Genomic DNA, 26,373 nt, shown 5'->3' with positions numbered 1-26,373 from the left:
CGCGAACCTAGCCGTAGAGGGAACCGGTGTTCACCACCGGCTGGGCGGCCCGGTCACCGCAGAGCACGACCAGCAGGTTCGCCACCATCTGCGCCTTCCGTTCCTCGTCCAGCTCGACCACGTGCTCCTCGCGCAGCCGTTCCAGCGCGTTCGAGACCATACCCACCGCGCCTTCGACGATCTTGAACCGGGCACCCACGATCGCACTCGCCTGCTGGCGGGCCAGCATCGCCTGGGCGATCTCCGGGGCGTACGCCAGGTGCGTGATCCGGGACTCCAGCACCTCCACGCCGGCCAACTCCACCCGTTCGCGCAGCTCGGAGGTCAACTCGTCGCTGACCACCGCACTGTCCCGCAGGCTGGCCCGGCCGGAGTCGTGCGCCTCGTACGGATAGCTGGTGGCCAGGTGCCGGACGGCCGCCTCGGACTGCACGGCGACGTACTCGACGTGGTCGTCGACCGCGAAGGCGGCCCTGGCGGAGTCGACCACCTGCCACACGACGACGGCGGCGATCTCCACCGGGTTGCCGTCGGCGTCGGAGACCTTGAGCCGGGCGGTCTCGAAGTTGCGCACCCGGAGCGTGACCTTCTGCCGCGCGGTGAAGGGCCAGGTCCAGTGCAGGCCGGCCTGCCGGACGGTGCCCACGTAGCGGCCGAAGAACTGCACCACCTGAGCCTCGTTCGGGTTGACCACCGTGTATCCGGTGGCGACCACCGCGGCGAGGAGGGCGTAGCCGACCGCGACCACCGTGATCCGGAGGTCGACACCCGGCTCGTCGAGCACCGGCACGATGCTCGCCACCCCGGCGGCGGCGAGGACCAGCATGAGCGCGGTCGGAATGAACCCGGAGATCCGGAAGGCGGCTCGTTCCATGACATCTCCCTGCTAGCGATGTGATATCACTAGGATATCGAACGAGCGCCACCGCGTCGACCCGGCCCCGGGCTGTCAGAGAGTCGACTCCGACACCGGGCCGGCAGAGAGTCCACTCCGACACCGGGCCGGCAGAACGTCGTCAGGGCAGTCGGGTCTGGTCCTCGGCGGCGTCCCGACCCCGCTGCGAGGCCGCGTAACTGACCACCCGCAGCCGCTGGAGCAGGCCCCTGGGCCGCAGTTCCGAGCCGCGCCGGCCGTCCGGGTCGAAGGCGAGCGCGGCGTCCAACTCGGCGGGCAACCGGGTGCCGAAGACAACCCGGCCGAAGGCCCGCCACGGGCCGCGTACCCCGGCCGCCAGCAGCTCCAGCCGGGCCTCGTCGCGGGCGGCGACCTCGGCCACCTCGTCGAGGGAAGACCCGAGGGGACGGTCGGCACGCGCCAGCAGGTACGTCCGACGACCATCGAACCGGTACGCCAGCAGGCTCCCGTACGGTCCGGCGAAGTCCCGGCGCGGCACGGGCAGGTGCCGGAGCAGCGGCGGCCGGCCGGTGCTGGAAAGCAGCAGGTCGAAGGGGCCACCGGCAACGTGCAGCCGGACGGCGAGCCCCAGCAGGTCCGGCCAGCCCTCCGGGGTCGGGGTACCCCGGGAGAGCCGCACGGTCCCCGGGTACCGGCCGGAACCGCCGGCCAGGCGGTCGGCGAGCGGCCCCGACAGCTCGACCTCGCCGGTGAACGATAGCCCGCGCGGATGCAGTACCCGGCCACCGCGCCACCGCGCGAGGCGGCTGCTCGCCCGAACACCCGTCACCGTATCGATGCCCCCTTCTACCCACCCGTTCCCCGGATACTCACCCCACAGGGAGCCCCGCGCGGTGGGACGGCCAGGAGGCGGCGCGCGGGCGGGACGGCCAGGAGGCGGCGCGCGGGCGGGACAGTCAGGAGGCGGCGCGCGGGCGGGACAGTCAGGAGGCGGCGCGCGGGCGGGACAGTCAGGAGGCCGCGCGGGCGAGACAGTCAGGAGGCCGCGCGGGCGAGACAGTCAGGAGGCCGCGCGGGCGAGACAGTCAGGAGGCCGCGCGGGGTGGGTCGGCGGGGGTGACGGGGGTACCGGCGGCGGGGGCGGGGCTCTCGTCTTCGGACGGGTCGAGGCGGCGGGTGGCGACCCACCAGCCGAGCGCGTACACCAGGGTGGTCAGGCCGCAACCGGCCAGCACCACCCGCTGGTCGACGTGGTCCACCACCCCGGCCACCGCGAGCTGGCTGAGCGCGATGGCCACGGTCGCCAGCATCATGTCGGTGGCGAAGACCCGGCCCCGCAACCGGTCCGGCACCTCCCCCTGCAAGGCGTAGTTGGACATCACCCAGTTGCTGCCGCCAGCGAGGTGCGCGACGAAGACCAGGACCAGCACCAGCGGGAACCAGCGGGTCACCGACACACCGAGGTAGCCGAGCCCGTACAGCGACATCGACAGGGCGAGGCCGGTGAAGAGCCAGGACCGGTGCTTCAGCACCCGACGCATCAGCAGCGGGCCGACCAGCGCGCCGGCACCGCGTACCGCGAAGAGCAGGCCGGTGCCGATCGGGCCGACCCCGTAGAGGGTGGCCAGCAGCGGAAAGACGGTCAGCACGCCGTTGCCGAGACCGACCGCGCTCTTCACGGTGACCAGCGCCAGCACCCGGGGGCGGTGCCCGATGTACCGCATCGACTCGCCGAGCGCCGCCCACGGGTTCGGCGCCGGCAGGTCGTGGTCGCGCGGCTGCTGCATCGGCCGGCGGATCAGCCAGGTCAGGCCCGCCGCCACCGCCAGGGCGCCCAGGGCCACCCAGAAACAGGTGTACGGGCCGACGGCGGCGGTCAGCACGCCGCCGAGGGAGGCCCCGACGATGCTCATCGTGCCCCACGCCGAACCGGCGACCGCATTCGCCGCGGCCAGATCCTCCGGGTCCACCACGTTCGGCAGCGCGGCCGAGGCGGCGGGCGAGTAGAACGCCTTGGCGACCGCCACCGCGCCGACCGCCACCAGTGCCAGCCAGGCGGTACCGGGACCGCGTACCCCGAGCAGCAGCACGATCGCCGCCAGCGCGGTGAGGTTCGAGGCGATCAGGATCCGCTTGCGGTCCAGCCGGTCCGCGACCGTGCCGGCGTACGGCAGCAGCAGGGCGAGGATGCCGTTGTCGACGGCGAGCACCAGGGCTCCCCACACCCCGCTGCCGGTCAGCTCCGGCAGGAGCACCAGCAGCGGCACCATCACGAACCAGTCGGCCCCGAAGACCACGAGTTCGGCGGTGAAGAGGCGGCGGAAGTCTCGATTCCGGGTAAGGACTGAAACGGCAGGCGACACGTACCAGAACCCTACCCGCCCGGTGCCGGGCCCCCGAGCACGGACGAGGACCGGTCCACAGGTGGCGGTATCCAGGGCCACCCTGCGGACCGGTCCTCGTCGTGCGCTCTCCGACCGATCAGCTCAGCCGATCAGTTCTCCGACCGATCAGTTCTCCGACCAGCCAGCTCTCCGACCGGTCAGCTCTCCGTCGGCGGCAACGGCGACCTCCGGCTCTTCGGCAGCCGGAGCACCTCGAACTGGTCGGTACCGTCGATCAGCGCGCCGGACGGCGCGGGATGCGCCGGCACCGGGCCCGGTGAACCACCGGCGCGGGCGCCGGCACCGACCGGCACCAGCTCCCCGGCCGGTACGCCCGCCTCGTCGCCGCCGGCCGACCCCGCCCCGGACCGGCGCCGCCGGATCCGCTCCTTGGTGTTCTCCACCATCGTGTAGAGGGTCGGCACCAGCACCAGGGTCAGCAGCGTCGAGCTGATCAGGCCGCCGATCACCACGATCGCCAGCGGCTGCGAGATGAACCCGCCCTCGCCGGTCAGCCCGAGCGCCATCGGCAGCAGGGCGAAGATGGTCGCGATCGCGGTCATCAGGATCGGCCGCAGCCGGCGGCGGCCACCCTCGACCACCGCCTCGACCACGCCCATCCCCCGGGCCCGGTACTGGTTGATCAGGTCCATCAGCACGATCGCGTTGGTGACCACGATGCCGACCAGCATCAGCACGCCGATCAGCGCCGGTACGCCCAGCGGCGTGCCGGTGGCCAGCAGCAGGCCGATCGCGCCGGTCGCCGCGAACGGGATGGAGACCAGCAGGATCAGCGGCTGGATCAGGCTGCCGAAGGTGGCCACCATGATCACGAAGACGATCGCGATCGCGGCCAGTACCGCCAGCCCCAGGTCGGCGAAGGCCTCCTGCTGCTCGGCGCTGACGCCACCGATCTCGAACGTCGCCCCCGGCACCTCGATCCCGTCCAGCTTCTCCCGCAGCGCGGTGGTGGTGGCACCAAGGTTGGAGCCGGTCGACGTACCGCTGACGGTGATGCTGCGCTCGCCGTCGATCCGGGTCACCGCGAGCGGCCCCTGCACCTCGGTCACGTCGGCGATGTCGTCCAGCTTCACCGCACCGGCCGGGCCGGGGGGCCCCACCCGCAGGGCCCGGAGCGCGTCGATCCCGGCGGGCGGCTGCCCAGTACGCAGCACCACGTCCTGCTGCCGGCCGTCCAGCGACACCTGGCCGAGCGGGCTGCCCCGGAACTGCTGCGCGACGAGCTGCCCGACGGCCGCCTCGGAGAGCCCGAGCCGGGCCGCAGCGGCCCGGTCCACCTTGACGTCGATCCGGGGGGCGCTGTCGGCCAGGCTGCTGCGTACGTCGGTGACGTCGGGCGTCTCCGCCATCGCCCTGCTCACCTGCTCGCTCGCCCGGGCCAGTACGTCCTGGTCAGCGGCGCGGACGATCACCTGGATCTCGTTCACCGCACCGCCGCCGGGCCCGCCGGCCCCGCCGAAGCTGAGTTCACCGGCGCCGGTCAGCTTGTCGAACTCCGTCCGGAGCGCATCCTCGACCTGCCCGGCGTCGGCCTCCTCGGCCAGCGCCACCGAGAAGCTCGCCTCGTTGGCGCTGCCTCCGCCGCCGAACGGGTTGCCGCCGCCCCCGCCCACGGTCACCTGGTACGACTCCACCCCGTCGGTGCCGGAGAGCACCCGCTCGACCTGCTTGGCGGCCGCGTCGGTGGCGGCCAGGCTGCTGCCGACCGGGAGTTCCTGGCTGATGCTCAGGGTGTCCTGCCCGGAGTCGTCCAGGAAGTTCGTCTCCAGCCGGGTGGCGAGGCCGAAGGTGCCGAGCAGCACCACCAGGCCGAGAGCGACGGTGAGCCAGCGCCGCCGGGTCGCGAACCGGATCACCGGCAGGTACCCGCGTTGCAGCGGGCTGCGCAGCTCCTTCTCCTCGGCCGCCCGCCGTACCGCCTCCTCGGTCGCGCCACCGTTCGCCGGCCGGAGGAACCAGTACGCCAGCACCGGGATGATGGTCAGCGACACCAGCAGCGAGGCGAGCAGCGCCACCGTGACGGTGATCGCGAACGGTGCGAAGAGCTGCCCGACGAAGCCGCCGACCAGCACGATCGGGGTGAAGACGGCGACCGTGGTGAGCGTGGAGGCGACGACCGCGCCGGCCACCTCGCGTACCCCGCCGAGGATGGCGGTGCGTTTGTGCTCGCCGTATCCGAGATGTCGTTTGATGTTCTCCAACACCACGATGGAGTCGTCGACCACCCGGCCGACCGCGATGGTCAGCGCACCGAGGGTGAGCAGGTTGAGCGAGTAGTCGCCGACCCAGAGCGCGATCAGCGCCACCAGCACCGACAGCGGGATGGAGACCGCGGTGACCAGGGTGGACCGGACCGAGAGCAGGAAGACCAGGATCACCAGTACCGCCATGACCAGGCCCAGCAGGCCCTCGGTGGTCAGGCTCTCGATCGACTTCTCCACGAACGGCGCCTGGTCGAAGACCACGGTGAGGGTGGCACCGGAGGCGCCGGAGAGTTCGGCGAGCCGGTCCCGGATGTCGTGCGAGATCCGCACCGCGTTGCCGTCCGGCGTGGCGGTGACCATGATGCCGAGGCTGTCGACGCCGTCGGTCCGGGTGAACGACGTCGGCGCGGCGAGCTGCTGCTGCACGGTGGCCACATCGCCGAGCCGGACCGGCTGGCCGCCGGACCGCCCGGGCAGGAAGATGCCGGCGAGCTCCTCGACCGAGCCGATCCGGCCGCCGACCTGGACCGTCCGGGTCTGGTTGGCCTCGGTCAGCGCCCCGGCCGGGATGGTGACCCCGTTGGCCCGCAGCGCCTCGCCGATCGCGGTCGGCGCGACGCCGGAGGCGGCCAGCCTGACCGGGTTGGGGGTGATCACCACCTGCTCGTCGCGGGCCCCGGTCACCTCGACGGTACGGACACCGTCGATCGACTCCAGCTCCGGCACTACCGTCTCGGCGAGCTTGTCGGCCAGGGCCCGCTCGTCGCCGTTGCCGGCCGCCGCCAGCACCACCGCCGGCAGGTCGTCGGTGCTGCCGGCGATCACCTGCGGCTCGACGTTCTCCGGGAGCTGCGCCTCGATCCGGTTCAGCGCGGTCTGCATCTTGTTGACCGCGTCGTCCAGGTCGGTGCCGAACTCGTACTCGACCTGGAGGGTGGCGCTGCCCTCCTGGGAGGTGGAAGTGACCTTGGTCAGCCCGGCGATCCCCTGGATGCTGTTCTCGATCGGCTCGGCGACCTGCTCCTCCACCACCTCCGGCCCGGCGCCCGGGTACGGCGCGATGATGAAGGCCGCCGGAAACTCCAGCGAGGGCAGGAGCTGCTGCTTCAGCGACGGTACGGCGTACACGCCGAACGCCGTGATCACGATCGCGATGAGCGCGACAAGCCCTCGGTTGGCGAGACTGAGTCTGGCGAGGAACGACATCAGCGGCTCACTCCTGTTATCGAGTTGGCGCGAGAATGCGATCGCGCGAGTCCCGACTCGGCGCGGCAGGGGAGAGTCTGCCTGACCCGGAACTCCGCCCCGGCGTCGGGGCGCTGGCCGCAGCGTGCGGGTCGACCGGGCCCGGGGACAACTCCGGCTCAGCCACCTCTCAGCAGCTCCGCCGTGCCCGGTGCCCGGAGGGCGGGATCTCCGGGCGGGGTCAGGCCAGGTCGAGGGCGCGGGCCGCGGTCGGCACGTCGTTGCGGATGGTGATCGGCGAGGGGGCGGTGGAGATCGCCCACTCCGGGTCCTTGAGGCCGTGCCCGGTGACCGTGCAGACCACGGTGGAGCCGCTCGGCACCCGCCCCTCGGCGGCCTGTTGCAGCAGCCCGGCGACGCTGGCCGCGCTGGCCAGCTCGACGAAGACCCCCACCTCGCGGGCGAGCAGCCGGTACGCCGCGAGGATCTCCCGGTCGGTCACCGCCGAGATCAGCCCGTTGGAGGCGTCCCGGGCGTCCACCGCCTTGGTCCAGCTCGCCGGGTTGCCGATCCGGATCGCGGTGGCGATGGTGGAGGGTTCGCGTACCGCCTCGCCGGTGACGATCGGGGCGGCCCCGGAGGCCTGGAAGCCGTACATCTTCGGGCGGCGGGTGGCGTTGCCGGCCTCGGTCTCCTCCGAGTAGCCCATCCAGTACGCGGTGATGTTGCCGGCGTTGCCGACCGGCAGGCAGTGGATGTCGGGTGCGTCGCCGAGCGCCGAGACGATCTCGAACGCCGCAGTCTTCTGGCCGTGCAACCGGTAGATGTTGACCGAGTTGACCAGGGCCACCGGGTAGTCCGTGGCGAGCTTGGCGGCGAGCGCCAGGCAGTCGTCGAAGTTGCCGTTGATCTGGAGCAGCCGGGCGCCGTGCACCAGCGCCTGGGCCATCTTGCCCAGCGCGATCTTGCCCTGTGGCACCAGCACAGCGCAGGTGAGCCCGGCCCGGGCCGCGTACGCCGCCGCCGAGGCGCTGGTGTTGCCGGTGGAGGCGCAGATGATCGCCTTGTTGCCGGCCTCGACCGCCCGGGAGACCGCCAGCGTCATGCCGCGGTCCTTGAACGAGCCGGTCGGGTTGGCGCCCTCCACCTTGAGATAGACGTCACAGCCGAGCCGTGCGGAGAGCACCGGAGCGGGCAGCAGCGGGGTGTTCCCCTCGTTGAGGGTGATCACCGGCGTGGCCTCGCTGACCGGCAGCCGATCCCGGTACGCCTCGATCAAGCCCCGCCACATGTCGCTCTCCTCGCGTCGCGGTCCCGCCCCGGCCGTCGGCGGCGGGCACCTCCTCCACGGTGACCCAGGGTCGCCGATCCGGTGTGCCCGCACCACCCGCTAACCATCTGGCGGGACAGGGCCGATCAGGCGGTACGCCCCGGCTAGCGGTCGCCGCCCTCCACCCGGAGCACGCTGGCGATCGACCGGACGATGTCGAGCCGGCGCAGCTCGTCGACGGTGGCGGCGAGCGCGGCGTCCGGTGCGGCGTGCGTGACGATCACCAGGATCGCGTCGCCGCCCCGGCCGACCGGTCCGGCCGCCCCGTCCGCCGGGCCCGCCGGGGCGGGCGCCTGCCGCACGGTGGCGATCGACACGTCGTGCCGGGCGAAGACCCCGGCGACCGCGGCCAGTACGCCCGGCCGGTCGGCCACGTCGAGGCTGATGTGGTAGCGGGTGACCGCCTCACCCATCGGCCGGATCGGCAGCGCGGCGTACGCCGACTCGCTCGGTGCGCGTACCCCGGCCAGGTGGTTGCGGGCCGCCGCGACGACGTCGCCGAGTACGGCGCTCGCGGTCGGCGCGCCGCCGGCACCACGCCCGTAGAACATCAGCTCACCGGCGGCGTCGGCTTCGACGAAGACCGCGTTGAAGGCGTCACCGACGCTGGCCAGCGGGTGGCTGACCGGGATCATCGCCGGGTGCACCCGGACGCTGACCGACTCGGCGCCGGCCGAGTCCGGTCCCCGGGAGGCGATGCAGAGCAGCTTGATGGTGCAACCCATCGCCTTGGCGCTGGCCATGTCGGCGGCGGTGACCTCGGTGATGCCCTCCCGGTGCACGTCCGCGGCGGTGACCCGGGTGTGGAACGCCAGCGAGGCCAGGATGGCCGCCTTGGCGGCGGCGTCGAAGCCCTCCACGTCGGCGGTCGGGTCGGCTTCCGCGTAGCCCAGCTCGGTCGCCTCGTCCAGCGCCTCGGTGAAGCCGGCACCGGTGGTGTCCATCGCGGAGAGGATGAAGTTGGTGGTGCCGTTGACGATGCCGGTGACCCGGGTGATCGAGTCGCCGTGCAGCGACTCGCGCAGCGAGCGGAGCAGCGGGATGGCGCCGGCCACCGCCGCCTCGTAGTAGAGGTCCGACCCGCCCTCGGCGGCCGCGTCGTGCAGCGCCCCGCCGTCCTCGGCCAGCAGCGCCTTGTTGGCGGTCACCACGCTCTTGCCGGCCCGCAACGCCTCGACCAGCCAGCCCCGGGCCGGCTCGATCCCGCCGACGACCTCGATCACCAGGTCGATGTCGTCCCGCTTGACCAGGCCGAGCGCGTCGGTGGTGAACAGCGCCGGGTCGACCGGCAGCTCGCCCCGGTCCCGGCCGAGTCGGCGTACGGCGATCCCGGCGAGTTCCAGCGGCGCACCGACCCGGGCGGTCAGGTCGGCGGCCTGCTCGTGCAGCAGGCGGACCACCTCCGCGCCGACGGTGCCGCAACCGAGCAGGGCCAGACGGACAGGCTTCGTCAAGGTCAACCCACATCCAATGCCAGCAGATCGTCTTCGGTCTCCCGCCGGACGATCACCCGCGCGCGGCCGTCCCGGACCGCCACCACGGGCGGCCGGGGAACATGGTTGTAGTTGCTGGCCATGCTCCGGCAGTAGGCGCCCGTTCCGGGCACGGCGAGAAGATCTCCGGGCTGCACGTCGGCGGGCAGGAATTCATCCTTCACCACCACATCCCCAGCCTCGCAATGCTTTCCCACCACCCGGGCCAGAATCGGCTCGGCGGTCGACCGCCGGGAGGCGACGGTCGCCGAGTACGACGCCCCGTACAGCGCGGTACGGATGTTGTCACTCATCCCGCCGTCGACGCTGACGTACGTCCGGATTCCGTCCACGTCCTTGACCGTGCCGACCTCGTAGAGGGTGAAGACCGCCGGGCCGATGATCGCCCGACCGGGCTCGATCGAGAGCCGGGGTACCGCCAGCCGCAGCCCCTCGCACTCCCCGTCGACGATCTTGTTGATCCGCTTCGCCAGGTCGTGCGGCGACGACGGATCGTCCTGGGTGGTGTACGCGATGCCGAAGCCACCGCCGAGGTCCAGCTCCGGCAGCTCGACTCCGCGGGCGTCCCGGATCTGCGCCTGGAGGCCGAGGATCCGCCGGGCGGACACCTCGAAACCGCTGGTGTCGAAGATCTGCGAACCGATGTGCGAGTGCAGTCCCCGCAGTTCCAGCACGTCCTCGTCGAGGATCCGGAACGCGGCGGCGGCCGCCGCCCCGCCGGCCAGCGAGAAGCCGAACTTCTGGTCCTCGTGCGCGGTGGCGATGAACTCGTGGGTGTGCGCCTCGACGCCGACGGTGACCCGGATCAGCACCTCCGGCCGGACGCCCCGCTCCCGGGCCAGCGCGGTCAGCCGGTCGATCTCGTGGAACGAGTCCACGACGATCCGGCCCACCCCGGCGTCGACGGCCCGGGCCAGCTCGGCCGGGGACTTGTTGTTGCCGTGGAAGCCGATCCGCTCGGCCGGCATGCCGGCGGCCAGCGCCACCGTCAGCTCCCCGCCGGAGCAGACGTCCAGGAACAGGCCCTCCTCGGCGATCACCCGCACCACCGCCCGGCAGATGAAGGCCTTGCCGGCGTAGTAGATGTCCTGGTCCGGGAAGGCGGCCCGGAAGTCCCGGCAGCGGGACCGCAGGTCGTCCTCGTCGAGCACGTAGACCGGGGTGCCGAACCGCTCCGCCAGCTCGCGCACGCCGAGCCCGGCGACCACCAGGGCGCCGTCGGCGTCACGCGCCACGTTGCGCGGCCACAGTTGCGGCACGAGCGCGTTGACGTCCTCCGGGGTACGCAGCCAGGCCGGCCCTCGGACCCCGAGGTCGCCGTGCAGTGCCCCCGCTTCGTGAGCGCGCATCTGTCGTTCTCCTTACGCCACGCGCGTACTTCCGACCGGCCCGCTACGCCGGGAGCCGGAGATGACTCACATCTGCTCCGGCGCGGAGACCCCGAGCAGCGCCAGGCCGTTGGCCAGGACGATCCGGGTCGCCTCGACCAGCCAGAGCCGGGCCTGGGTGAGCTGCTCCGACACCGGCTGGCGGCCGAGCGGCAGCACCTGGCAGGCGTCGTTGAACCGGTGGTACGAGCCGGCCAGCTCCTCGAGGTAGCGGGCGATCCGGTGCGGTTCGCGCAGTTCGGCCGCGGTGGCCACCACCCCGGGGAACTCGCCCAGCGACTTGAGGAGGTCGTTCTCCTTCTCGTGGCTGAGCAGGCCCGGGTCGAATTCGTCGCCCCGGCTGATGCCGAGATCGACGGCGCGGCGCAGCAGCGAGGCGATCCGGGCGTGCGCGTACCGCACGTAGTGCACCGGGTTGTCGTTCGAGTTCTTGGTGATCTCGTCGATGTCCAGGGTCAGCGGCGAGTCGGTCGAGGACCGGGCCAGCGAGTAGCGGGCCGCGTCCACGCCGACCGCGTCGACGATCTCGTCCAGCGTGATGATGTTGCCGGCCCGCTTGGAGAGCCGGACCGGTACGCCGTTGCGGACCAGGTTGACGAGCTGGCCGATCAGGATCTCGATGTTGAAGTCCGGGTCGTCCCCGGCACAGGCGGCGATCGCCCGGAGCCGGTTGACGTAGCCGTGGTGGTCGGCGCCGAGCAGGTAGACGCACTTGTCGAAGCCGCGCTCCCGCTTGTCGATGTAGTACGCCGAGTCGGCGGCGAAGTAGGTCAGCTCGCCGTTGCTCCGGATCAGTACCCGGTCCTTGTCGTCGCCGAAGGCCGTGGTGCGCAACCAGATGGCGCCGTCGGCGTCGTAGACGTGCCCCTGCTCGCGCAGCCGGCCCAGGGCGTGCTCGATCGCGCCGCTGCTGTGCAGGGTGCGCTCGGAGAACCAGACGTCGAAGTGCACCCCGAACCGCTCCAGGCTGGCCCGCATCTCGTCCAGCATGAGCTGGTAGCCCCGGTCCCGGAAGACCGGGACCGCCTCCTCGGCCGGCAGGTCGGGCAGTTCGGGGCGCTCCGCGACGATCCGCTCGGCGATCTCGCTGACGTACTCGCCGGCGTAGCCCTCGTCCGGGGTCGGCTCGCCCGACGCCGCCGCGTACAGCGACTGGCCGAACCGGTCGATCTGGGCGCCCGCGTCGTTGACGTAGTGCTCGCTGGTCACCTCGGCACCGGCGGCGGAGAGGATCCGGCGCAGCGAGTCGCCGACCGCCGCCCACCGGGTGTGCCCGAGATGGATCGGGCCGGTCGGGTTGGCCGAGACGAACTCCAGGTTGACCCGCTGCCCGGTGAGCCGGTCACTCCGCCCGTACGCCTGACCGGCCCGGACCACCTCGCGGGCGAGCTGGCCGGCGGCGGCCGGGTCGAGCCGGAGGTTGAGGAAGCCCGGCCCGGCGATGTCGACCGACTTGACGCCCGGGGTCCGGGCCAGCTCCTCGGCGAGGGCGGCGGCCAGCTCCCGGGGCGGCAGCCCGACCCGCTTGCTCAGCTGGAGGGCGATGGTGGAGGCGTAGTCGCCGTGCTCGGGGTTCCGGGGTCGCTCCAGCGGCACGGACTCGGGCAGTACCGAGTGATCCAGACCACGCCGGTCGAAGACGGCGTGTGCGGCGGCGAGAACGGCCTCGGCGAGGTTGGCGGGAGTCACCGAACCATGCTAGCGGGGGTAGACTCGGTCACTCGGTGGCGACCCTGCGCATGTGCGGCCCGCCATCCCCTGACCGACCGACCTGACGAGGGACCATGAGCATCAGCACCTCGGGCGGCGAACAACGCCGTCCGTCCGTGGTCAGCACCGGCAAGAAGGCGCCGGCCGGCGGTAAGCCCGCCGAGGGTGAGAAGGGGGCCGGGGCCAAGCCCGCGGGGACGGCCGCCAAGTCCGGCTCCACCGGGAAGGCCGGGGCCGCCGGCAAGTCCGGCGCGGGCGCCCGGGTGCCGGCCGGACGCAGCGGCGGTGGAGGCGGGAAGAAGCCCCAGCAGCGCCGTCCGGTCACCCCGGTCAGGGTCAGCCAGGGCCGCTCGTGGGGCTCCATCGGCCTCTTCGTCGCGGTCGGCGTCGTCGCCGTCGCGATCATCGGGTACGGCGCGTACGCGGTGATCCAGAACGGCAAGAAGTGGGAGGACAAGGCCGCCGCGATCGACGGGATCGTGAACTTCCGGGAGAGCGACCCCTCGGCGGTGAACCCGCTGCCCGGCAAGGAGTCCCACGTGGCCGGCCCGCTCACCTACAAGGTCAACCCGCCGGTCGGCAGCTCGCACAACAACGCCTGGCAGAACTGCATGGGCGACGTCTACGACGCACCGATCGCCAACGAGCACGCGGTGCACAGCCTGGAGCACGGCGCGGTCTGGGTCACCTACAAGTCCGACCTGCCGGCCGACCAGGTGGAGCAGTTGGCCAGCAAGGTCCGGGGCAACGAGTTCATGCTGATGAGCCCGGTGCAGAACCTCGACCGGCCGATCTCGCTGCAGGCCTGGGGCTACCAGCTCAAGCTCGACAGCGCCACCGACGGCCGGATCGACGACTTCATCGAGGCACTGCGGCAGAACGCCAGCATGGAGCCGGGCGCCCCCTGCTCCGGCGGCATCACCGCCACCGGGACGACCCCGCGGGACAACGTCCCCGGTGACCAGCAGCAGCCGGTGCCCCCGGCGGGCGGTTGATCGGCGTGACCGCCGAATCGGGGGCGGTGGCGACCGCCGCCGCCCCGGAGGACGAGGTCGCCGGTCGTGGTTCGGGCAGGTGGAGCGCCGGCACCGCCGCGCTGGCCCTCGCCATCCTGCTGGGCCTGCTGCTCGGGTTCGCGGGCGGACTGCTCGCCCCGAGCCTGCTCCGGCCCGGGGACGGCTCGCCCGAGGCCGGGTTCGCCCGGGACATGTCGTCGCACCACGCCCAGGCGGTCGAGATGGCTATCCTCGCCCACGAGAAGACCACCGACCCGGACGTACGGACCCTGGCGGCGGACATCGCACTCACCCAGCAGGCCCAGATCGGCATCATGCAGACCTGGTTGACGGAGTGGGGCCTGAGCCCGACCGGCCGCCAGCCCCGGATGGCCTGGATGCCGGACGGGGCGGGCGCGGTCAAGAACGGGCTGATGCCGGGCATGGCCACCGACGCCCAGCGGGCCGAGTTGCGCGCCGCCACCGGCCGCGACTTCGACGCCCTCTTCCTGAAGCTGATGCTCGACCACCACCTCGGCGGCATCCACATGGCCGAGGGGATTTTGGACCTCTCCGGCGACGAGCAGGTGACGGCGATGGCCGAGTCCATGGTCGCCGGGCAGAAGAAGGAGATCGAGTTGGTCCGGACCCTCCAGGGCAGGATCGGCGCCCGCTGACCCTCGCCACCCGTTCCGCCTGATCCGGCGGCCGTCCGACGGGACGGCCGCCGGTTCCGTTTCCAGCGGCGACCCGGTGCCAGGTGTTTCCGTTAAGCCCGTCTTCGGCCACTTGCCCGCTTTGACGAGCTTTCTCCATACATAACGTGACCAGTCGGGATCTGTGGTCGTTGTCCTAGACATGACGGTTGCTCTCCGGGACGGACGTCGGTCGGTCACCAGCTGGTGCCGTCGACACACCATCGGCGGGGACGGCGCGGTCGCGGCCGTCCGACGCGGACAGCGGTCCGGCGAGGCGGGGACGCTCAGCCGCGACCAGGAACTGGAACTGATCGAGACGCTGCGCGGGAGCTACCCCGACACGTTCGGGCTGGACGACGAACTCTGGACCCGGCAGAGCGTCGCCAGCCTCGTACACCACCGGTACGGCCTGCCCGTCGACAGCGCCGAGATCGGCAGCTACCTGCGCGCCTGGGGCCTCGGCCCGCGCCAGCCCACCGAGCGGGCCTGCGGGCTCTGCGTCGACGCGGTGGCCCTCTGGGTGGAACGGGAGTATCCAGCGATCGTGCGCACCGCCCAGGAGCACCGGGCCGAGCTGTGCTGGATCGGCCGCACCCGCCTGCACGGGGTGGTACCCGCCGCCGACGTGCTCTCCGCCGTCTCCGTACGCGGCCGGGTGCGGTTCCTCATCACCACCCCGAACGTCGATCCGGCCCTCCCCCGGGACTTCCTGCTCCGGCTCAGTGGGACGGAGGGGGACGCCGTACACGTCGTGGTCGACGGCTCCTTCACCCGGGCCGAGTGGCCCCGCCGACTCCCGCCCCGGATCGTGCTGCACCCACTGCCGAGCTGCGGCCGATAACGGGGGTCTTCCCTGGTAGGACGGGCCGGACAGACACGGCGGATACCGATTCGTGCCCGGGCGCCCACGCCTGCTACTCTTCCTGGGTCGCTGAGCCCCCGTAGCTCAGGGGATAGAGCACCGCCCTCCGGAGGCGGGAGCGCAGGTTCGAATCCTGCCGGGGGCACGTCACAGAACTGCAAACGCGCAGCACGACCGGCCGATCACTGATCGTAGAGGCCAGTTTCGCGTTCGAGTAGACGTTTAAGGATGCCCCCGGCCGAGCGGCTGGGGGCATCCTCGCGTTGGCTCGATGTACGGGCGCGGAACGCGCCGGGATCGCTGCTACATGTTGACCGGCGGTACGACCGCAGCCCGGCCAGGCTTGGTCGAGGTGACCGGCGGGATCGCTCCTATCGCGGCTGCCCACCGTAATTTGGTGTGGCTCTCATCCGGCATGCGTCCTGCCTGATTTCGGCAAGCTGAAGTGGCCCCGGTTCGGCATTCTGAAGTGGCTCCGGTGTCTGGGTTGCGGGGTCGGGCGGTATCTTTGATTTGGCCCACTCGCCGGTCGCTGCGAAGTGCGGCACTCTGATCGGGCCTCACCTCGTCTGAGTGTTTCCGCCGGCCGCGTGAAGTTGCTAGCCCGGTGACGATGGCGTGGTGGAAAGGCAGGTTTCTGGCCCGGGTGATGCTGATGTGGGTCCTGGACGAGGTGTTCATCGGGTACTACGGCGGCCTGTGTCTGACCTGGAGCGCCTACCCTGGATCGACCCGACCCATCCGCCCTGACGAACGGCCCGGTGTCAGCGGCGTCACCGATCAGAATTCTTCCGCCACGTCGTCGGTTCTGGTAGCCCCCTCGCACCGGTGGAAGGATTGGTGACCATGACCGACGCTAGACCGCTGGGCGCTGACGAGGCCTCGTTCATCGCGGTGGTTCGCTCAGGCGATACGGCGCGGTTTGCGCTCATCACGGAGCGCCACCGGCGTGAGCTGCAGGTGCACTGCTACCGGATGCTTGCGAACTACGAGGACGCCCAGGACATGACGCAGGAGACGTTCCTGCGAGCGTGGAACAAGCGGGAGTCGTTCAAGGGCCACGCCGCGCTGCGGACCTGGCTGTACCGGATCGCGACGAACGTCTGCCTTGACTTCCTGGAGAAGCGCAATGAGCGCACACCCGTACCGTCCGGGCTGTCGGACTCCGGCTCCGAGGTGCTGTACCTGCAGCCGTACCCCGACCGGATGCTCCCCGAGGACCCGCAGGAATCGGTGGTGGCGCGGGAGACGATCGAGCTGGCGTTCATCGTCGCCGTCCAGCACCTGCCGCCGCGGCAGCGGGCGGTGTTCATCCTGCGCGACGTCGTCGGCTGGCCGGCGTCGAAGGCCGCCGACGCCCTCGATCTGACCATCGCATCGGTGACCAGCGCACTGCAGCGGGCGCGCGTGACGATGCGCGAGCAGTTGCCCGACCGCCGCCTCGACTGGCGGAGCCCCGCCGCCCACGAACTGTCGAATGACGAGCGCGGCGTGGTGAAGTCGTACATCGACGCCCATGAGCGCAACGACCTCGACGGGCTGATGTCCCTGCTGCGCGACGACCTGCGCTTCGTGATGCTGCCCGAGGCGGGCACCTCGGTCATCACGGCCAAGGACGCGGTGGACGGCTGGGTCTCCGGTGGGCTCTTCCAGCCCGGCTACGACGACTGGCGCTGTATCGCCACGACGGTCAACCGCATGCCCGCCGCCGCGCTGTACCTCCGCACCCCCGACGACCCGGAGTACCGGCCATTCGCCATCGCGGTCCTGCACATCGTCGACGGGAAGATCGCCGAGCTCACCGGATTCGACGCCACCGACAAACCATGGCTGGACCTGCCCCCGACACTGTGATCAGACAGGTCCCCGTCGTCGACGAGTCCAGCGCCACGGCCGGCGTCACCGAAGTCACCGCGGAATGAGCACCCCGACCAGCTGAACACCAACGCGACAACGCGAACACCACCGCCCCGCCGGCGTTGCCGGCGGGGCATCTTGATGCCCGAAGAACGTCAGGAAGGATTTCGACCCGCCCTCACGAACCGAGCAACTGGCCCGTGCTCATCGCCTCGTCTCGTACCGGGTCAGCACGACACCGCCGGGAAATGTCCGCGTCTCCACGAGGTTCAGGTTCACCCAGCTGTCCAGCGCGGTGAAGAACGGCGTGCCGCCGCCCACCAGGACCGGCACGGTGACCAGCATGTACTCGTCGATCAGCCCGGCCCGCATGGCCGCCCCGGCGAGCGTCGCGCCGCTGATGTCCATCGGGCCGGCGTCCTCTGTCTTGAGCCGGGTGATCTCGGTGACCGCGTCGCCGGTGACCAGGCGGGTGTTCCAGTCGACCGTGCTGGTCGTCGAGGAGAACACCACCTTCGGCATGTCCCGCCAGCGGCGGGCGTACTCGATTTCCGCCGGTGTGGCGCCGGGCTGCTGGTCGGCGGTCGGCCAGTGGGAACTCATCGCCTCCCACAGCTTGCGCCCATACAGCGCCAGGCCCGTCGCACCCACCCGGTCGGACCACCACTGGAACAGCTCGTCGCTCGGCGACGAGTCCGGTCCCTCACCGCCACTCCAGCCGAGGTCGTCGCCGGGCGCGGCGGTGTAGCCGTCCAGGGTCACATTCATGCCGAAGGTCAGTTTCCGCATCATGCCAGCCTCTCGTAAGTCGATCTCATACGTACAGACGGGCGCTGCGCGAAAACCTCATCGGTGCGCGCTGCTGGCAGACACGAGGTCACCGCGCAGACATGGCCAGCCAACCGCATCGGCGAAGACGGTCCTGAGACGTACGCCGGTCCGACATGCGGACACTCCGACAACTCGCCCGCAGGATCTGATGCGTCCTGGCCGATACGGAGGGCATGGTGCGAGCGCCGGCAACGGGCCGGCCGTCAGCGCACGAAGCACCGTTCGGAACCGCCGACCTGCAACCGCCTTGGCAGCTCGAACACGAGGTCAGCCCGCGCATCGGCGCAGCTCAACCCAGGCAACGTCACGGTCAAGTTCAGCGGTGCTGCGATTTCCCTCGCCGACAGTCTCCCTGTGGAGGCGTCTTCCTATGAGGAGTGCCTGTTGGTGAGCGCCGAGCGGGTGGCGTGCAACGAGGCCAGGAGCCGCAGCCGGTCCGCGTCGGCGCTGCCCGGCTCGGCGGTGAAGACCAGCATGATCGGGCCGGGGCTGCCCGGCAGTGGGTACGTGTCCCAGTCCAGGACGATGTCGCCGACTTTGGGAACCCGGAAGGTCTTGGTGCCGCTGACCGACTCGCGTACGTCGTGCCGGGCCCACAGCCGCCGGAACTCGGCGCTGCGAATGCTCAGCTCACCGACGATCGCCGTGGCGCGGGGATGGGCGGGGTCGGTGGCGACGGCGGCGCGCATCATGCCGATGTAGTCCAGGGCCTGCCGCTCCCAGTCCGGGCAGCTCCGCTCGCCGGTCAGCGTGTCGTCGAACATCAGCAGGAGCATGTTGAGCCGGTCGGGCGGGTAGGCGTCGGGGTCGCCGAGCAGCGCCTCCGACATCGGGTTCCAGGCGAGCAGGTCGAGATGCCGGCCGAGCACGACCGCCGGGGTGTCCATCACCCGCAGCAGCCGCCGTGTGCTGTCCGGCACCCGTTCCGGACCGTGGTCCACCTGGGCGGGCATCGGCCGGCGGGCGGCGTGGGCCAGGGTGAACAGGTGCCGGCGTTCCTCGTCCTCGAGGCCGAGCGCGCCGGCGAGCGCGTCCAGGACGTCGTCGGACGGGCGTACCTCCCGGCCCTGCTCCATCCGCTGGTAGTAGTCGGTGCTCAGCCCGGCCAGCAGGGCCAACTCCTCACGCCGCAGCCCGGTGACCTTGCGCCGGCCGCCCGGCTCCAAACCGACGTCGCGGGGACGCAGCCGGCTGCGCCGGGCGCGCAGGAAGTCACCGAGCTCACGAGCGTACGGATGAGGGCTGCTCATGCCGCAAGTGTGCCGCGGCCCGGACCGCCGAAGGTAGGTCCCTGAGACCTAGGCAACCGAGAACCACCGAGCCGGCCCGGATCGCTCCTAGCGTCGTGGGTCCAGCACACCGACCCTTCCAGGAGCAGCAGATGACCGGATGGACCACCGACCGCATCCCCGACCAGCGCGGCCGGGTCGCCGTCGTGACCGGCGCGAACTCGGGCCTCGGCCTGGTCACCGCCACCGAGCTGGCCCGCCACGGCGCCCACGTCGTGCTGGCTGTACGCGACACCGCCGCCGGCGCGGAGGCCGCCCGCCGGATCGGGGGCGACGTCGAGGTCCGCGAGCTGGACCTGGCCTCCCTCGCCTCCGTGCGGGCCTTCGCGGCGAAGCTGGCCGCCGACCACCCGGCGATCGACCTGTTGATCAACAACGCCGGCGTGGTACTGCTCGGCCCGCGCCGCACCTCCACCGACGGCTTCGAGCTGCAGTTCGCCACCAACATGCTGGGCCACTTTGCGCTGACCGGCCTGTTACTCGGCAACCTGGCCGCGGCTCGGGAAGCCCGGGTGGTCAGTCTCAGCTCGATCACCCACAAGAACGCGCACCTGGACTTCGATGACCTGATGTTCGAGCGTGACTACCGGGCAGCCGCCGCCTACGGCCGGTCCAAGCTCGCCACCACGAGCTTCGGCGTCGAGCTGGACCGTCGCCTGCGCGTCGCCGGATCGCCGACCGTCAGCGTGCTGGCCCATCCCGGTCTCACCCGCACCAACCTGACTCCGCGTGCCTGGGAGCACCGTGGCCGGTTCGGGCAGTTGATAGCGTGGCTCGGCCTGCTGGCCACCCAGTCGGTGGCGCAGGGCGCGCTCCCGCAGTTGCGCGCCGCGACCGAACCCGGAGTGCGGGGCGGTCAGTTCTTCGGCCCGTCCGGGCTCTGGGAGACGCGGGGCCGCGTCACCGAGGCCCGGCTCGGCCGGGAGGCCGCCGATCCGGCCGTCGGCAAGCGGCTCTGGGCGGCGGCCCAGGAACTGACCGGCGTCAGCTACCTCTGAACCCGGTGGTCACCGGCGGGTCGGCGGCAATCGGCAGCGTCTCGACCAGCCCGCCACGTGCTGCACGCCGCCGGATGCCTAGCCCCACCTGGCCCGACGTCAGGCGACTGCGGCGATCCGCTCGGAGAACTCGACGAGACGGTTGGAGAATCCCCACTCGTTGTCGTACCAGCCGAGCACCTTGACCTGGTTGCCGACCGCTTCGGTCAGCGGCGCGTCGAACATCGACGAGCAGGGGTTGCCGACGATGTCCGCCGAGACCAGCGGCGCCTCGGAGTACTGCAGATAGCGTTGCAGCCGCTGGGAGGCGGCCGCCTCGCGGAACGCCGCGTTGACGTCGTCGACGCCGGCACTCTGCCGCAAGACCACGGTGAGGTCCGTGATCGAGCCCACCGGGACGGGAACGCGCAGCGCGGCGCCGGTGAGGCGCCCGTCCAGTTCGGGGATGACCTTGCCGATCGCCTTCGCCGTGCCCGACGACGTCGGGATGGTCGAAAGGGCGGCCGCGCGGGCCCGGCGCAGGTCGGAGTGCGGGGCGTCGTGGGGACGTCCCCCTTGGCCGGCGCCGAGATGATGACCTTCCTAGCGCCGCCCTTGAGATGCGCCGCAGCCGTGACTCCGTCCGTGAAGCGGCCGGTGGATCCGATGACGACGTCGGCGCCGACGTCACCCCAGGGGATGGCGGCCGGGTCGGGCTGCGCGAAGACCATGATGTGTCTGCCCCGGACCGTGATCGCGTCGCTCTCGAAGGCGACGCCGTTGAGGTGGCCGAAGATGGAGTCCCACTCGAGCAGGGTGGCCAGCGTGCGGGCGTCGGTGAGGTCGTTGACCGCGACCACCTCGACGTCGGCGTCGTTCGCCAGGGCGGCGCGACCGCCCCGACTGCCCTGCGGTTCGGCCGTCAGGGTGCGGTTCAGGGGAATATCGGGGCCGCGGGCGTTCTGTCCGGCGGGCCGTGCCCGGCATACTGGGACACCGGTGCCCAGCGAAAGTGAGCCGTGACCGCTGCGATAGACGGATACCTCGCCGAACTCGACCGTGCCCTGCGAGGGCCACGGCGGGTCAAGGCCGGCCTGCTCCGGGAGGCCCGGGACAGTCTGGTCGACGCGACCGAGGCGTACGCGGATCTCGGCCTGACTCCCGAGGCGGCCGCCCGACGAGCGGTCGACGAATTCGGCGAGGTCTGCCGGATCGCCCCCGGATACCAGGCCGAACTCGCGCTGGCCCAGGGCCGGCGGACGGCGCTGCTGGCCTTCGCCAGCCTCGTCGCGCAGCCGCCGATCTGGCACCTGGTCGCCTGGCAGACAGCCGAACCGGACTCACTGCCGGGGCTGGCCGGGTTCCTCGACACACTGGTGAGCTGGCTGGGGATGCTGGCGGTGACCGTCGCGCTGCTCGCCGTCTGGGCCTCCGGCACCGGGGTACGCCGACTCGGCGCCAATCCCCGGCGCATCCGGCTCACCGGGATCTTCGCCTTCACCGTGGCGGCCACGTTCAGCACGATCGGCCTGATGCTCGCGGCCTTCAGCCCGATCACCGGCCCGATGGCCCTGGCCCGGCTGCCGATCGCGGTGGTCGTCCTGATCCTGCCGATGCTTCTCGTGGCGCTGAACGGGGCACGCTGCCTCGCGACGGCACGCGCGGCGACGACCTCCCGCTGAGCCCCGCACCCCGACCCACCTCGCGCTCCCGCTGACGCCGCAGACCGGCTGACGGCGGCCCTGGCGCCCGTCGACTCCACCCCAGACGAGCCCGTCCGCGCACCGGAAGGCCCGTCCACCGCCACCCGTGCGCCTCCAGCGGGACCGTCCTCGCTTATGTAGCTACCCTACATGTAGATTGCTAACACATCGACGGCTGGTCCCGGAGCGACCAGTGGGTGGACCCGAGAACGCGAGGAGAGCCGACAATGCCGACCGAACCAACTCCTGCCGACCGGCCCGACGGCGAGGTGCCGGACGGGACAGGCACGGCCGTCGCCGGCAGGACCGGGCCGGCCGGTGCCGGTCTCTTCGCCCGGGTGGCCGGGTGGGCGTACCGGCGGCGGTGGGTTGCCCTGCTGACCTGGGTCGTCGTGCTGGTCGGCCTCGCCGTGGCCGCCCAGGCGGCCGGGACGGGCTACCACAACGACCACTCGCTGCCCGGCACCGAGTCCCAGGCCGCCACGGACACGCTCCGGGAACACGGCTCACGGCAGACGGCGGGCAGCTTCCAGATCGTCCTGCACCAGCCGGGCGGCATCGACACCGCCGAGGTCCGGCAGCGCGTCGAGCCGATGCTCGGCCAGGTGCGCGGGATGGCCTCGGTGGCCGAGCTGACCAGCCCGTACGACGACAGCCGCGCCGTCTCCGCCGACGGCACCATCGGGTACGCCACCGTCACCCTGGACAGGCCCAGCGAGGAGGTGCCGGCCGACGACGTACGGGCCGTCATCGAGACCGCCCAGGCGGCAGCCGGGGACGGGCTGCGGGTGGAGTTGGCCGGTGACCCGGTCCGGGCCGCCGAGGAGAGCGAGGGTGGCCCGGCCGAGGGCGCCGGCCTGCTGGCTGCCCTGGTCATCCTGGTGATCCTCTTCGGCTCCCTGCTCGCCGCCGCGATGCCGATCGGGATCGCGATCTTCGCGGTGGGCAGTACGCTCAGCCTGGTCGTACTCGCCTCGCACGTCGCGACGGTCGCCGACTACACCGCCCCGCTGATGGCGTTGGTCGGGCTCGGCGTCGGCATCGACTACGCGCTACTGGTCTTCTCCCGCTTCCGGTCGGAGTTGCTGCACGGCGCCGACCGGGCCACCGCCACCCGGATCGCGTTGGACAGCGCCGGTCGTACCGTCTTCTTCGCCGCCTGCACGGTGGTGATCGCCCTGCTCGGCCTCGTCGTCCTCGGCCTCGGCTCGCTCCAGGGCGTGGCCGTGGCGGTGGCGCTGACGGTGCTGGTCACGATGCTCGCCTCGCTGACCCTGCTGCCGGCACTGCTCGGCATCGTCGGCGGTCGCGTCGAGCGCGCCATCCGGCGCCGCGCGGCGCGGGCGAAGCGGGCCGAGGGCGCGGTGTGGCGGCGCTGGTCCGGGTTCGTGCAACGCCGGCCCTGGCTGGCCCTGCTGCTGCCCACGGCGCTGCTGGTGCTGCTCGCGGTGCCGGCCCTGGACATGCGGCTTGGCTTCGCCGACGCCGGCAGCGACGCGCCGACCTCGACCAGCCGGCAGGCGTACGACCTGATCTCGACCGGGTTCGGCCCGGGACAGAACGGTCCACTGGTGGTGGTCGTCGAGGGCGGCCAGCCGGCCGCGACCGAGGTGGGCGGCGCGCTCGCCGGGGTCGAGGGGGTCGCCTCGGTGACCCCGCCGTTCGCGGCGCCCGAGGGGCAACTGCACACCCTGCTGCTCTTCCCCACCTCCGCCCCGCAGGACGCGGCGACGATGGACCTGGTGGACCGGCTGCGTACCGAGGTGCTGCCACCGGTGGAGCGGAGCACCGGGGTACGGGTCTCGATCGGCGGCGGTACGGCGGCGGCGGTCGACTTCGCCGACGCGATCTCCGACCGGCTGCCGCTCTTCGTGGTCGTGGTGGTGGGCCTCTCCGCGCTGCTGCTGGTACTCGTCTTCCGTTCCCTGCTCATCCCGGTCAAGGCGGCGGTGCTCAACCTGCTCAGCGTGGCCGCCGCCCTCGGCGTGATCACCTACGTCTTCCAGTACGGCAACCTGGGCGTCCAGCCCGGTCCCGTCGAGGCGTTCGTGCCCGTACTGATCTTCGCCATCGTCTTCGGGCTCTCGATGGACTACGAGGTCTTCCTGGTCTCCCGGATGCACGAGCACTGGGAACGGCACCGGGACGCCGAAGGCGCGATCCGGGAGGGCCTGGCCACCACCGGGCGGGTGGTGACGGCCGCCGCCGCCATCATGATCGTGGTCTTCAGTGCCTTCCTGTTCGACCCGGGCCGGATGCTGCAACAGTTCGGGCTCGGCCTGGCGGTCGCGATCTTCGTGGACGGCTTCGTCATCCGCTGCCTGATCCTCCCCGCGGTGATGCAGCTCTTCGGCGCCCGCGCCTGGTGGCTGCCGTCCTGGCTGGGCCGCTGGCTGCCCCGGGTCGCCCTCGAACGTCCCGAGGCGGCCACCCCGGTCACCGCCGGGGCCCCGAGGTCCACTCTGGTCTGATCCCCTGCGGCGTCCGGGCCGGACGGACCCCACCACCTCCGGCCCGGACGCCGCACCGGCTCCGGCCCCGGGTGTCGCCGGCCCCGGATATCGCCCGGACGGTCGGCGACGCGGCGAGACTACGATCGGCGGATGCGGGAGCCGCTGATCGTCGCCGTCGCCCAGCCGCGCTGCCGGGCGTACGACGTGGTGGCGAACGCCCGGGCCCACGCCGAGGCGATCCGGGCCGCCCGGGCCCGGGTGGTGGTCTTTCCCGAGATGTCGCTCACCGGGTACGAGTTCGACGCCGCCCCGGTCGACGCCGACGACCCGCGCCTCGCCCCGGTCGTGGCGGCCTGCGCCGAAACCGGTTCGCTGGCACTGGCCGGCGCCCCGGTGCCCGGCGACACCGGACGGCCGCACATCGGCGTGCTGGCCGTCGACGGCGGCGGGGCCCGGGTGGCGTACCGGAAGATGTGGCTCGGCGGGGCCGAGCCGGAACATTTCGCCCCGGGCAACGCGCCGACGGTGGTCGAGGTGCCCGGCTGGCGGCTGGGGCTCGCGGTCTGCAAGGACACCGGGGTACCCCGGCACGCGGCCGACACCGCCGCGCTCGGCATCGACGCGTACGTCGCGGGTGTGCTGGACTCGGCGGTGGACTGGGGTGTGCAGGACGAACGGGCCCGTCGGGTCGCCGCCGCACACCGGGTCTGGGTGGCGACCGCCAGCTTCGCCGGCTCCACCGGTGGCGGTTACCCCGACGCCGCCGGACGGTCGAGGATCTGGGCTCCGGACGGCAGGGTCGTCGCCGAGGCGGGACCCGAGCCGGACGCGGTGGTCCGGGCGACCCTGAGCTGACCGGGCCGGCTCACTCCGAAGCCGGGGCCGGCGGGTCGACCGGGGCCGGCGGGTCCAGCAGTCCGCGCAGCAGGATGTCGAGTCCGCCGTCGAACTCCTCGGCGGGCCCGATCCGCCGGGCGTACCGGGATGGGGCGGGCGCCGACGGGTCGGCTCGGTTGGGTCGGCGGGCTCAGCCCGGCGGAAGCAGGCGTACCCGGCGGGTGGTGGCGTCCGGGTCGGTGAAGCCGAGCAGCCGGTCGGCCTCGGCCTCCACCTCGGCGCACTCGGCCGGGGCGAGCCGGCGCAGCGGGCGTACGGTCAGCGCGGCGGTACCGTCGGCCCGGGACGTCGACCACATCGCCGCCACCGTGCCGTCGACCAGCACGGTGGGCGCCACCGCCGCACCGACGCAGACCTGCCGGCGCACCGGGTCGGTCATCATCCGGCTCCGGTCGGCGTACGCCAGCAGCGGCGCGTCGAACTCCGGCAGCAGCCGTACCGGTGCGGGCAGCTCGGCTGGGGGCAGCGGCGCGTCCGGCAGGTCGAACAGCTCCCGGCCGGACTCGTCGGCGTACACCCGCAGTTCGGAACGCAGCCCGGCGAAGACCTCGCGGAGCCCGGCCACCCCGGACCAGGCCCGGGCGTCGGCCACGGTCGCCGGCCCGAACGCCGCCAGATACCGCCGGACCAGCTCGCGCAGGCCCTCGGCCGTCGGCTCCGCCGCCACCCCGGTCCAGTCGGCCTGGGCGAACGGGGTGGCGCCGTAGGTGTTCCAGGTACCGCTGGGGGCCGGGTGCACCAGGGGTTCCAGATACTGCACGGTCCAGCCGAGGGCGTTCGGCTCGAACTGCGGCCAGTGCCGGGCGAGCCGCCGGCCCAGCTCCGGCCGGGTCAGGACCTGCCCGTCGGCGAGCAGCCGCCGCGCCTGCGCGGCGAGCGCGTCGAGGTCGAGGCCCGCGGTACGGCTCCCGAAGGCGTTGCGCTGCACCCGGCGGAGCAGGGCTGCCAGGGCCGGTCGGACCAGCCGGAAGTCCGGCACCGACAACAGGTGCTGGGTGGCCCGCATCAGGGTCGAGCGGACCAGGGTACGGTCCTCGATCGCCCGGGTCAGCTCCGCGACGGTGAAGCCGCGCAACCTGCTCCACAGCGCGAGGTACGGCGGGTTCGGGCTCTGCGCGTTGAGCCCGAACAACCGCTCGACGGCCGGGACGACCGGCAGCTCCACCCGGCGCAGCAGCAGTTGCCGGTGCAGCGTCGCCCGCCCGAGGGCTCGCGGGCCGAGTACCCGGATATTCGCCAT

The 26,373-nt window shown here is 72.1% G+C and carries 20 protein-coding genes, 1 tRNA gene and 1 pseudogene; 10 read left to right on the top strand and 12 right to left on the bottom strand.

Translation table 11 applies throughout. The annotated features are described in order from the left end of the window. Positions 1 to 7: 7 nt before the first annotated feature. The 8 genes from ACQEVC_RS15470 to argS all read right to left on the bottom strand — a co-directional run bounded on the left by ACQEVC_RS15470 (position 8) and on the right by argS (position 12,550). Positions 8 to 874 carry an SPFH domain-containing protein gene (locus ACQEVC_RS15470; protein ID WP_432877660.1) on the bottom strand — a complete coding sequence of 289 codons (867 nt, stop codon included), beginning with the start codon at positions 872 to 874 and terminating at the stop codon, positions 8 to 10. A gap of 142 nt (positions 875 to 1,016) precedes the next feature. Further along, positions 1,017 to 1,685 (bottom strand): phosphodiesterase, encoded by a 669-nt coding sequence (locus tag ACQEVC_RS15465; protein WP_432877658.1) that lies wholly within the window; start codon positions 1,683 to 1,685, stop codon positions 1,017 to 1,019. 256 nt (positions 1,686 to 1,941) lie between these two features. After that, positions 1,942 to 3,219 carry an MFS transporter gene (locus ACQEVC_RS15460; RefSeq protein WP_432877656.1) on the bottom strand — a complete coding sequence of 426 codons (1,278 nt, stop codon included), beginning with the start codon at positions 3,217 to 3,219 and terminating at the stop codon, positions 1,942 to 1,944. A 179-nt stretch (positions 3,220 to 3,398) separates the two neighbouring features. Then, positions 3,399 to 6,671, bottom strand: coding sequence for an efflux RND transporter permease subunit (locus ACQEVC_RS15455; RefSeq protein WP_432877654.1), 3,273 nt, complete (start codon positions 6,669 to 6,671; stop codon positions 3,399 to 3,401). Positions 6,672 to 6,891: 220 nt separating this feature from the next. Beyond that, positions 6,892 to 7,941 (bottom strand): threonine synthase, encoded by a 1,050-nt coding sequence (gene thrC, locus ACQEVC_RS15450; RefSeq protein ID WP_432877651.1) that lies wholly within the window; start codon positions 7,939 to 7,941, stop codon positions 6,892 to 6,894. A 143-nt stretch (positions 7,942 to 8,084) separates the two neighbouring features. Continuing rightward, positions 8,085 to 9,434 carry a homoserine dehydrogenase gene (locus ACQEVC_RS15445; protein ID WP_432877648.1) on the bottom strand — a complete coding sequence of 450 codons (1,350 nt, stop codon included), beginning with the start codon at positions 9,432 to 9,434 and terminating at the stop codon, positions 8,085 to 8,087. Positions 9,435 to 9,436: 2 nt separating this feature from the next. Further along, positions 9,437 to 10,822: a diaminopimelate decarboxylase gene (gene lysA, locus ACQEVC_RS15440; protein WP_432877645.1), complete on the bottom strand. Its 1,386-nt coding sequence runs from the start codon at positions 10,820 to 10,822 to the stop codon at positions 9,437 to 9,439. A gap of 66 nt (positions 10,823 to 10,888) precedes the next feature. Then, complete coding sequence (gene argS, locus ACQEVC_RS15435; RefSeq protein WP_432877642.1) at positions 10,889 to 12,550, bottom strand: arginine--tRNA ligase; 1,662 nt, start codon at positions 12,548 to 12,550, stop codon at positions 10,889 to 10,891. Between the two features lie 95 nt (positions 12,551 to 12,645). Between argS and ACQEVC_RS15430 the strand changes: the two genes are divergently transcribed. The 6 genes from ACQEVC_RS15430 to ACQEVC_RS15405 all read left to right on the top strand — a co-directional run bounded on the left by ACQEVC_RS15430 (position 12,646) and on the right by ACQEVC_RS15405 (position 16,980). After that, entirely contained in the window at positions 12,646 to 13,566 is a 921-nt protein-coding gene (locus ACQEVC_RS15430; RefSeq protein WP_432877639.1) for a DUF3105 domain-containing protein, read from the top strand. A 5-nt stretch (positions 13,567 to 13,571) separates the two neighbouring features. Next, positions 13,572 to 14,243: a DUF305 domain-containing protein gene (locus ACQEVC_RS15425; RefSeq protein ID WP_432877637.1), complete on the top strand. Its 672-nt coding sequence runs from the start codon at positions 13,572 to 13,574 to the stop codon at positions 14,241 to 14,243. A gap of 181 nt (positions 14,244 to 14,424) precedes the next feature. Next, on the top strand, positions 14,425 to 15,105 hold the full coding sequence (locus ACQEVC_RS15420) for a winged helix-turn-helix domain-containing protein (protein WP_432877634.1): 681 nt from the start codon (positions 14,425 to 14,427) through the stop codon (positions 15,103 to 15,105). A gap of 94 nt (positions 15,106 to 15,199) precedes the next feature. Then, positions 15,200 to 15,271, top strand: a tRNA-Arg gene (locus ACQEVC_RS15415). Positions 15,272 to 15,733: 462 nt separating this feature from the next. Further along, entirely contained in the window at positions 15,734 to 15,970 is a 237-nt protein-coding gene (locus tag ACQEVC_RS15410; protein WP_432877632.1) for a hypothetical protein, read from the top strand. 2 nt (positions 15,971 to 15,972) lie between these two features. Further along, on the top strand, positions 15,973 to 16,980 hold the full coding sequence (locus ACQEVC_RS15405) for an RNA polymerase subunit sigma-70 (RefSeq protein WP_432891419.1): 1,008 nt from the start codon (positions 15,973 to 15,975) through the stop codon (positions 16,978 to 16,980). A 207-nt stretch (positions 16,981 to 17,187) separates the two neighbouring features. Here the strand turns inward: ACQEVC_RS15405 and ACQEVC_RS15400 are convergent, their stop codons facing one another. Together ACQEVC_RS15400 and ACQEVC_RS15395 are read right to left on the bottom strand one after the other, a co-directional pair. Beyond that, positions 17,188 to 17,775, bottom strand: coding sequence for a dihydrofolate reductase family protein (locus ACQEVC_RS15400; protein ID WP_432877629.1), 588 nt, complete (start codon positions 17,773 to 17,775; stop codon positions 17,188 to 17,190). 407 nt (positions 17,776 to 18,182) lie between these two features. Next, positions 18,183 to 19,064 (bottom strand): helix-turn-helix transcriptional regulator, encoded by an 882-nt coding sequence (locus ACQEVC_RS15395; protein ID WP_432877627.1) that lies wholly within the window; start codon positions 19,062 to 19,064, stop codon positions 18,183 to 18,185. A gap of 131 nt (positions 19,065 to 19,195) precedes the next feature. On the opposite strand from ACQEVC_RS15395, the gene ACQEVC_RS15390 reads away from it, so the two are divergent. Continuing rightward, positions 19,196 to 20,101, top strand: a complete 906-nt coding sequence (locus ACQEVC_RS15390; protein WP_432877624.1) for an oxidoreductase — start codon at positions 19,196 to 19,198, stop codon at positions 20,099 to 20,101. Positions 20,102 to 20,200: 99 nt separating this feature from the next. Here ACQEVC_RS15390 and ACQEVC_RS15385 read toward each other — a convergent pair. Beyond that, positions 20,201 to 21,024 (bottom strand): annotated as a pseudogene (locus ACQEVC_RS15385) (type I glyceraldehyde-3-phosphate dehydrogenase). Positions 21,025 to 21,099: 75 nt separating this feature from the next. Here ACQEVC_RS15385 and ACQEVC_RS15380 point away from each other — a divergent pair. From ACQEVC_RS15380 to ACQEVC_RS15370, 3 genes are all read left to right on the top strand, one after another. Then, positions 21,100 to 21,762: a permease prefix domain 1-containing protein gene (locus ACQEVC_RS15380; RefSeq protein WP_432877621.1), complete on the top strand. Its 663-nt coding sequence runs from the start codon at positions 21,100 to 21,102 to the stop codon at positions 21,760 to 21,762. Positions 21,763 to 22,010: 248 nt separating this feature from the next. Beyond that, on the top strand, positions 22,011 to 24,254 hold the full coding sequence (locus tag ACQEVC_RS15375; protein ID WP_432877619.1) for an MMPL family transporter: 2,244 nt from the start codon (positions 22,011 to 22,013) through the stop codon (positions 24,252 to 24,254). A 132-nt stretch (positions 24,255 to 24,386) separates the two neighbouring features. Further along, a complete protein-coding gene (locus ACQEVC_RS15370) occupies positions 24,387 to 25,091 on the top strand; it encodes a carbon-nitrogen hydrolase family protein (RefSeq protein WP_432877616.1) in 705 nt (234 codons plus the stop codon). A gap of 172 nt (positions 25,092 to 25,263) precedes the next feature. Here the strand turns inward: ACQEVC_RS15370 and ACQEVC_RS15365 are convergent, their stop codons facing one another. Further along, the gene (locus ACQEVC_RS15365; protein WP_432877613.1) at positions 25,264 to 26,373 is read right to left on the bottom strand and encodes a winged helix DNA-binding domain-containing protein; all 1,110 of its coding nucleotides are present in this window, start codon (positions 26,371 to 26,373) and stop codon (positions 25,264 to 25,266) included.

The sequence above is a fragment of the Plantactinospora sp. CA-294935 genome (assembly GCF_050936445.1).
In the GTDB taxonomy this organism is placed as follows: Bacteria; Actinomycetota; Actinomycetes; order Mycobacteriales; family Micromonosporaceae; genus Plantactinospora.
Note: the sequence above shows the minus strand (reverse complement) of the source record. Positions and strands in the feature narration are given on the sequence as shown.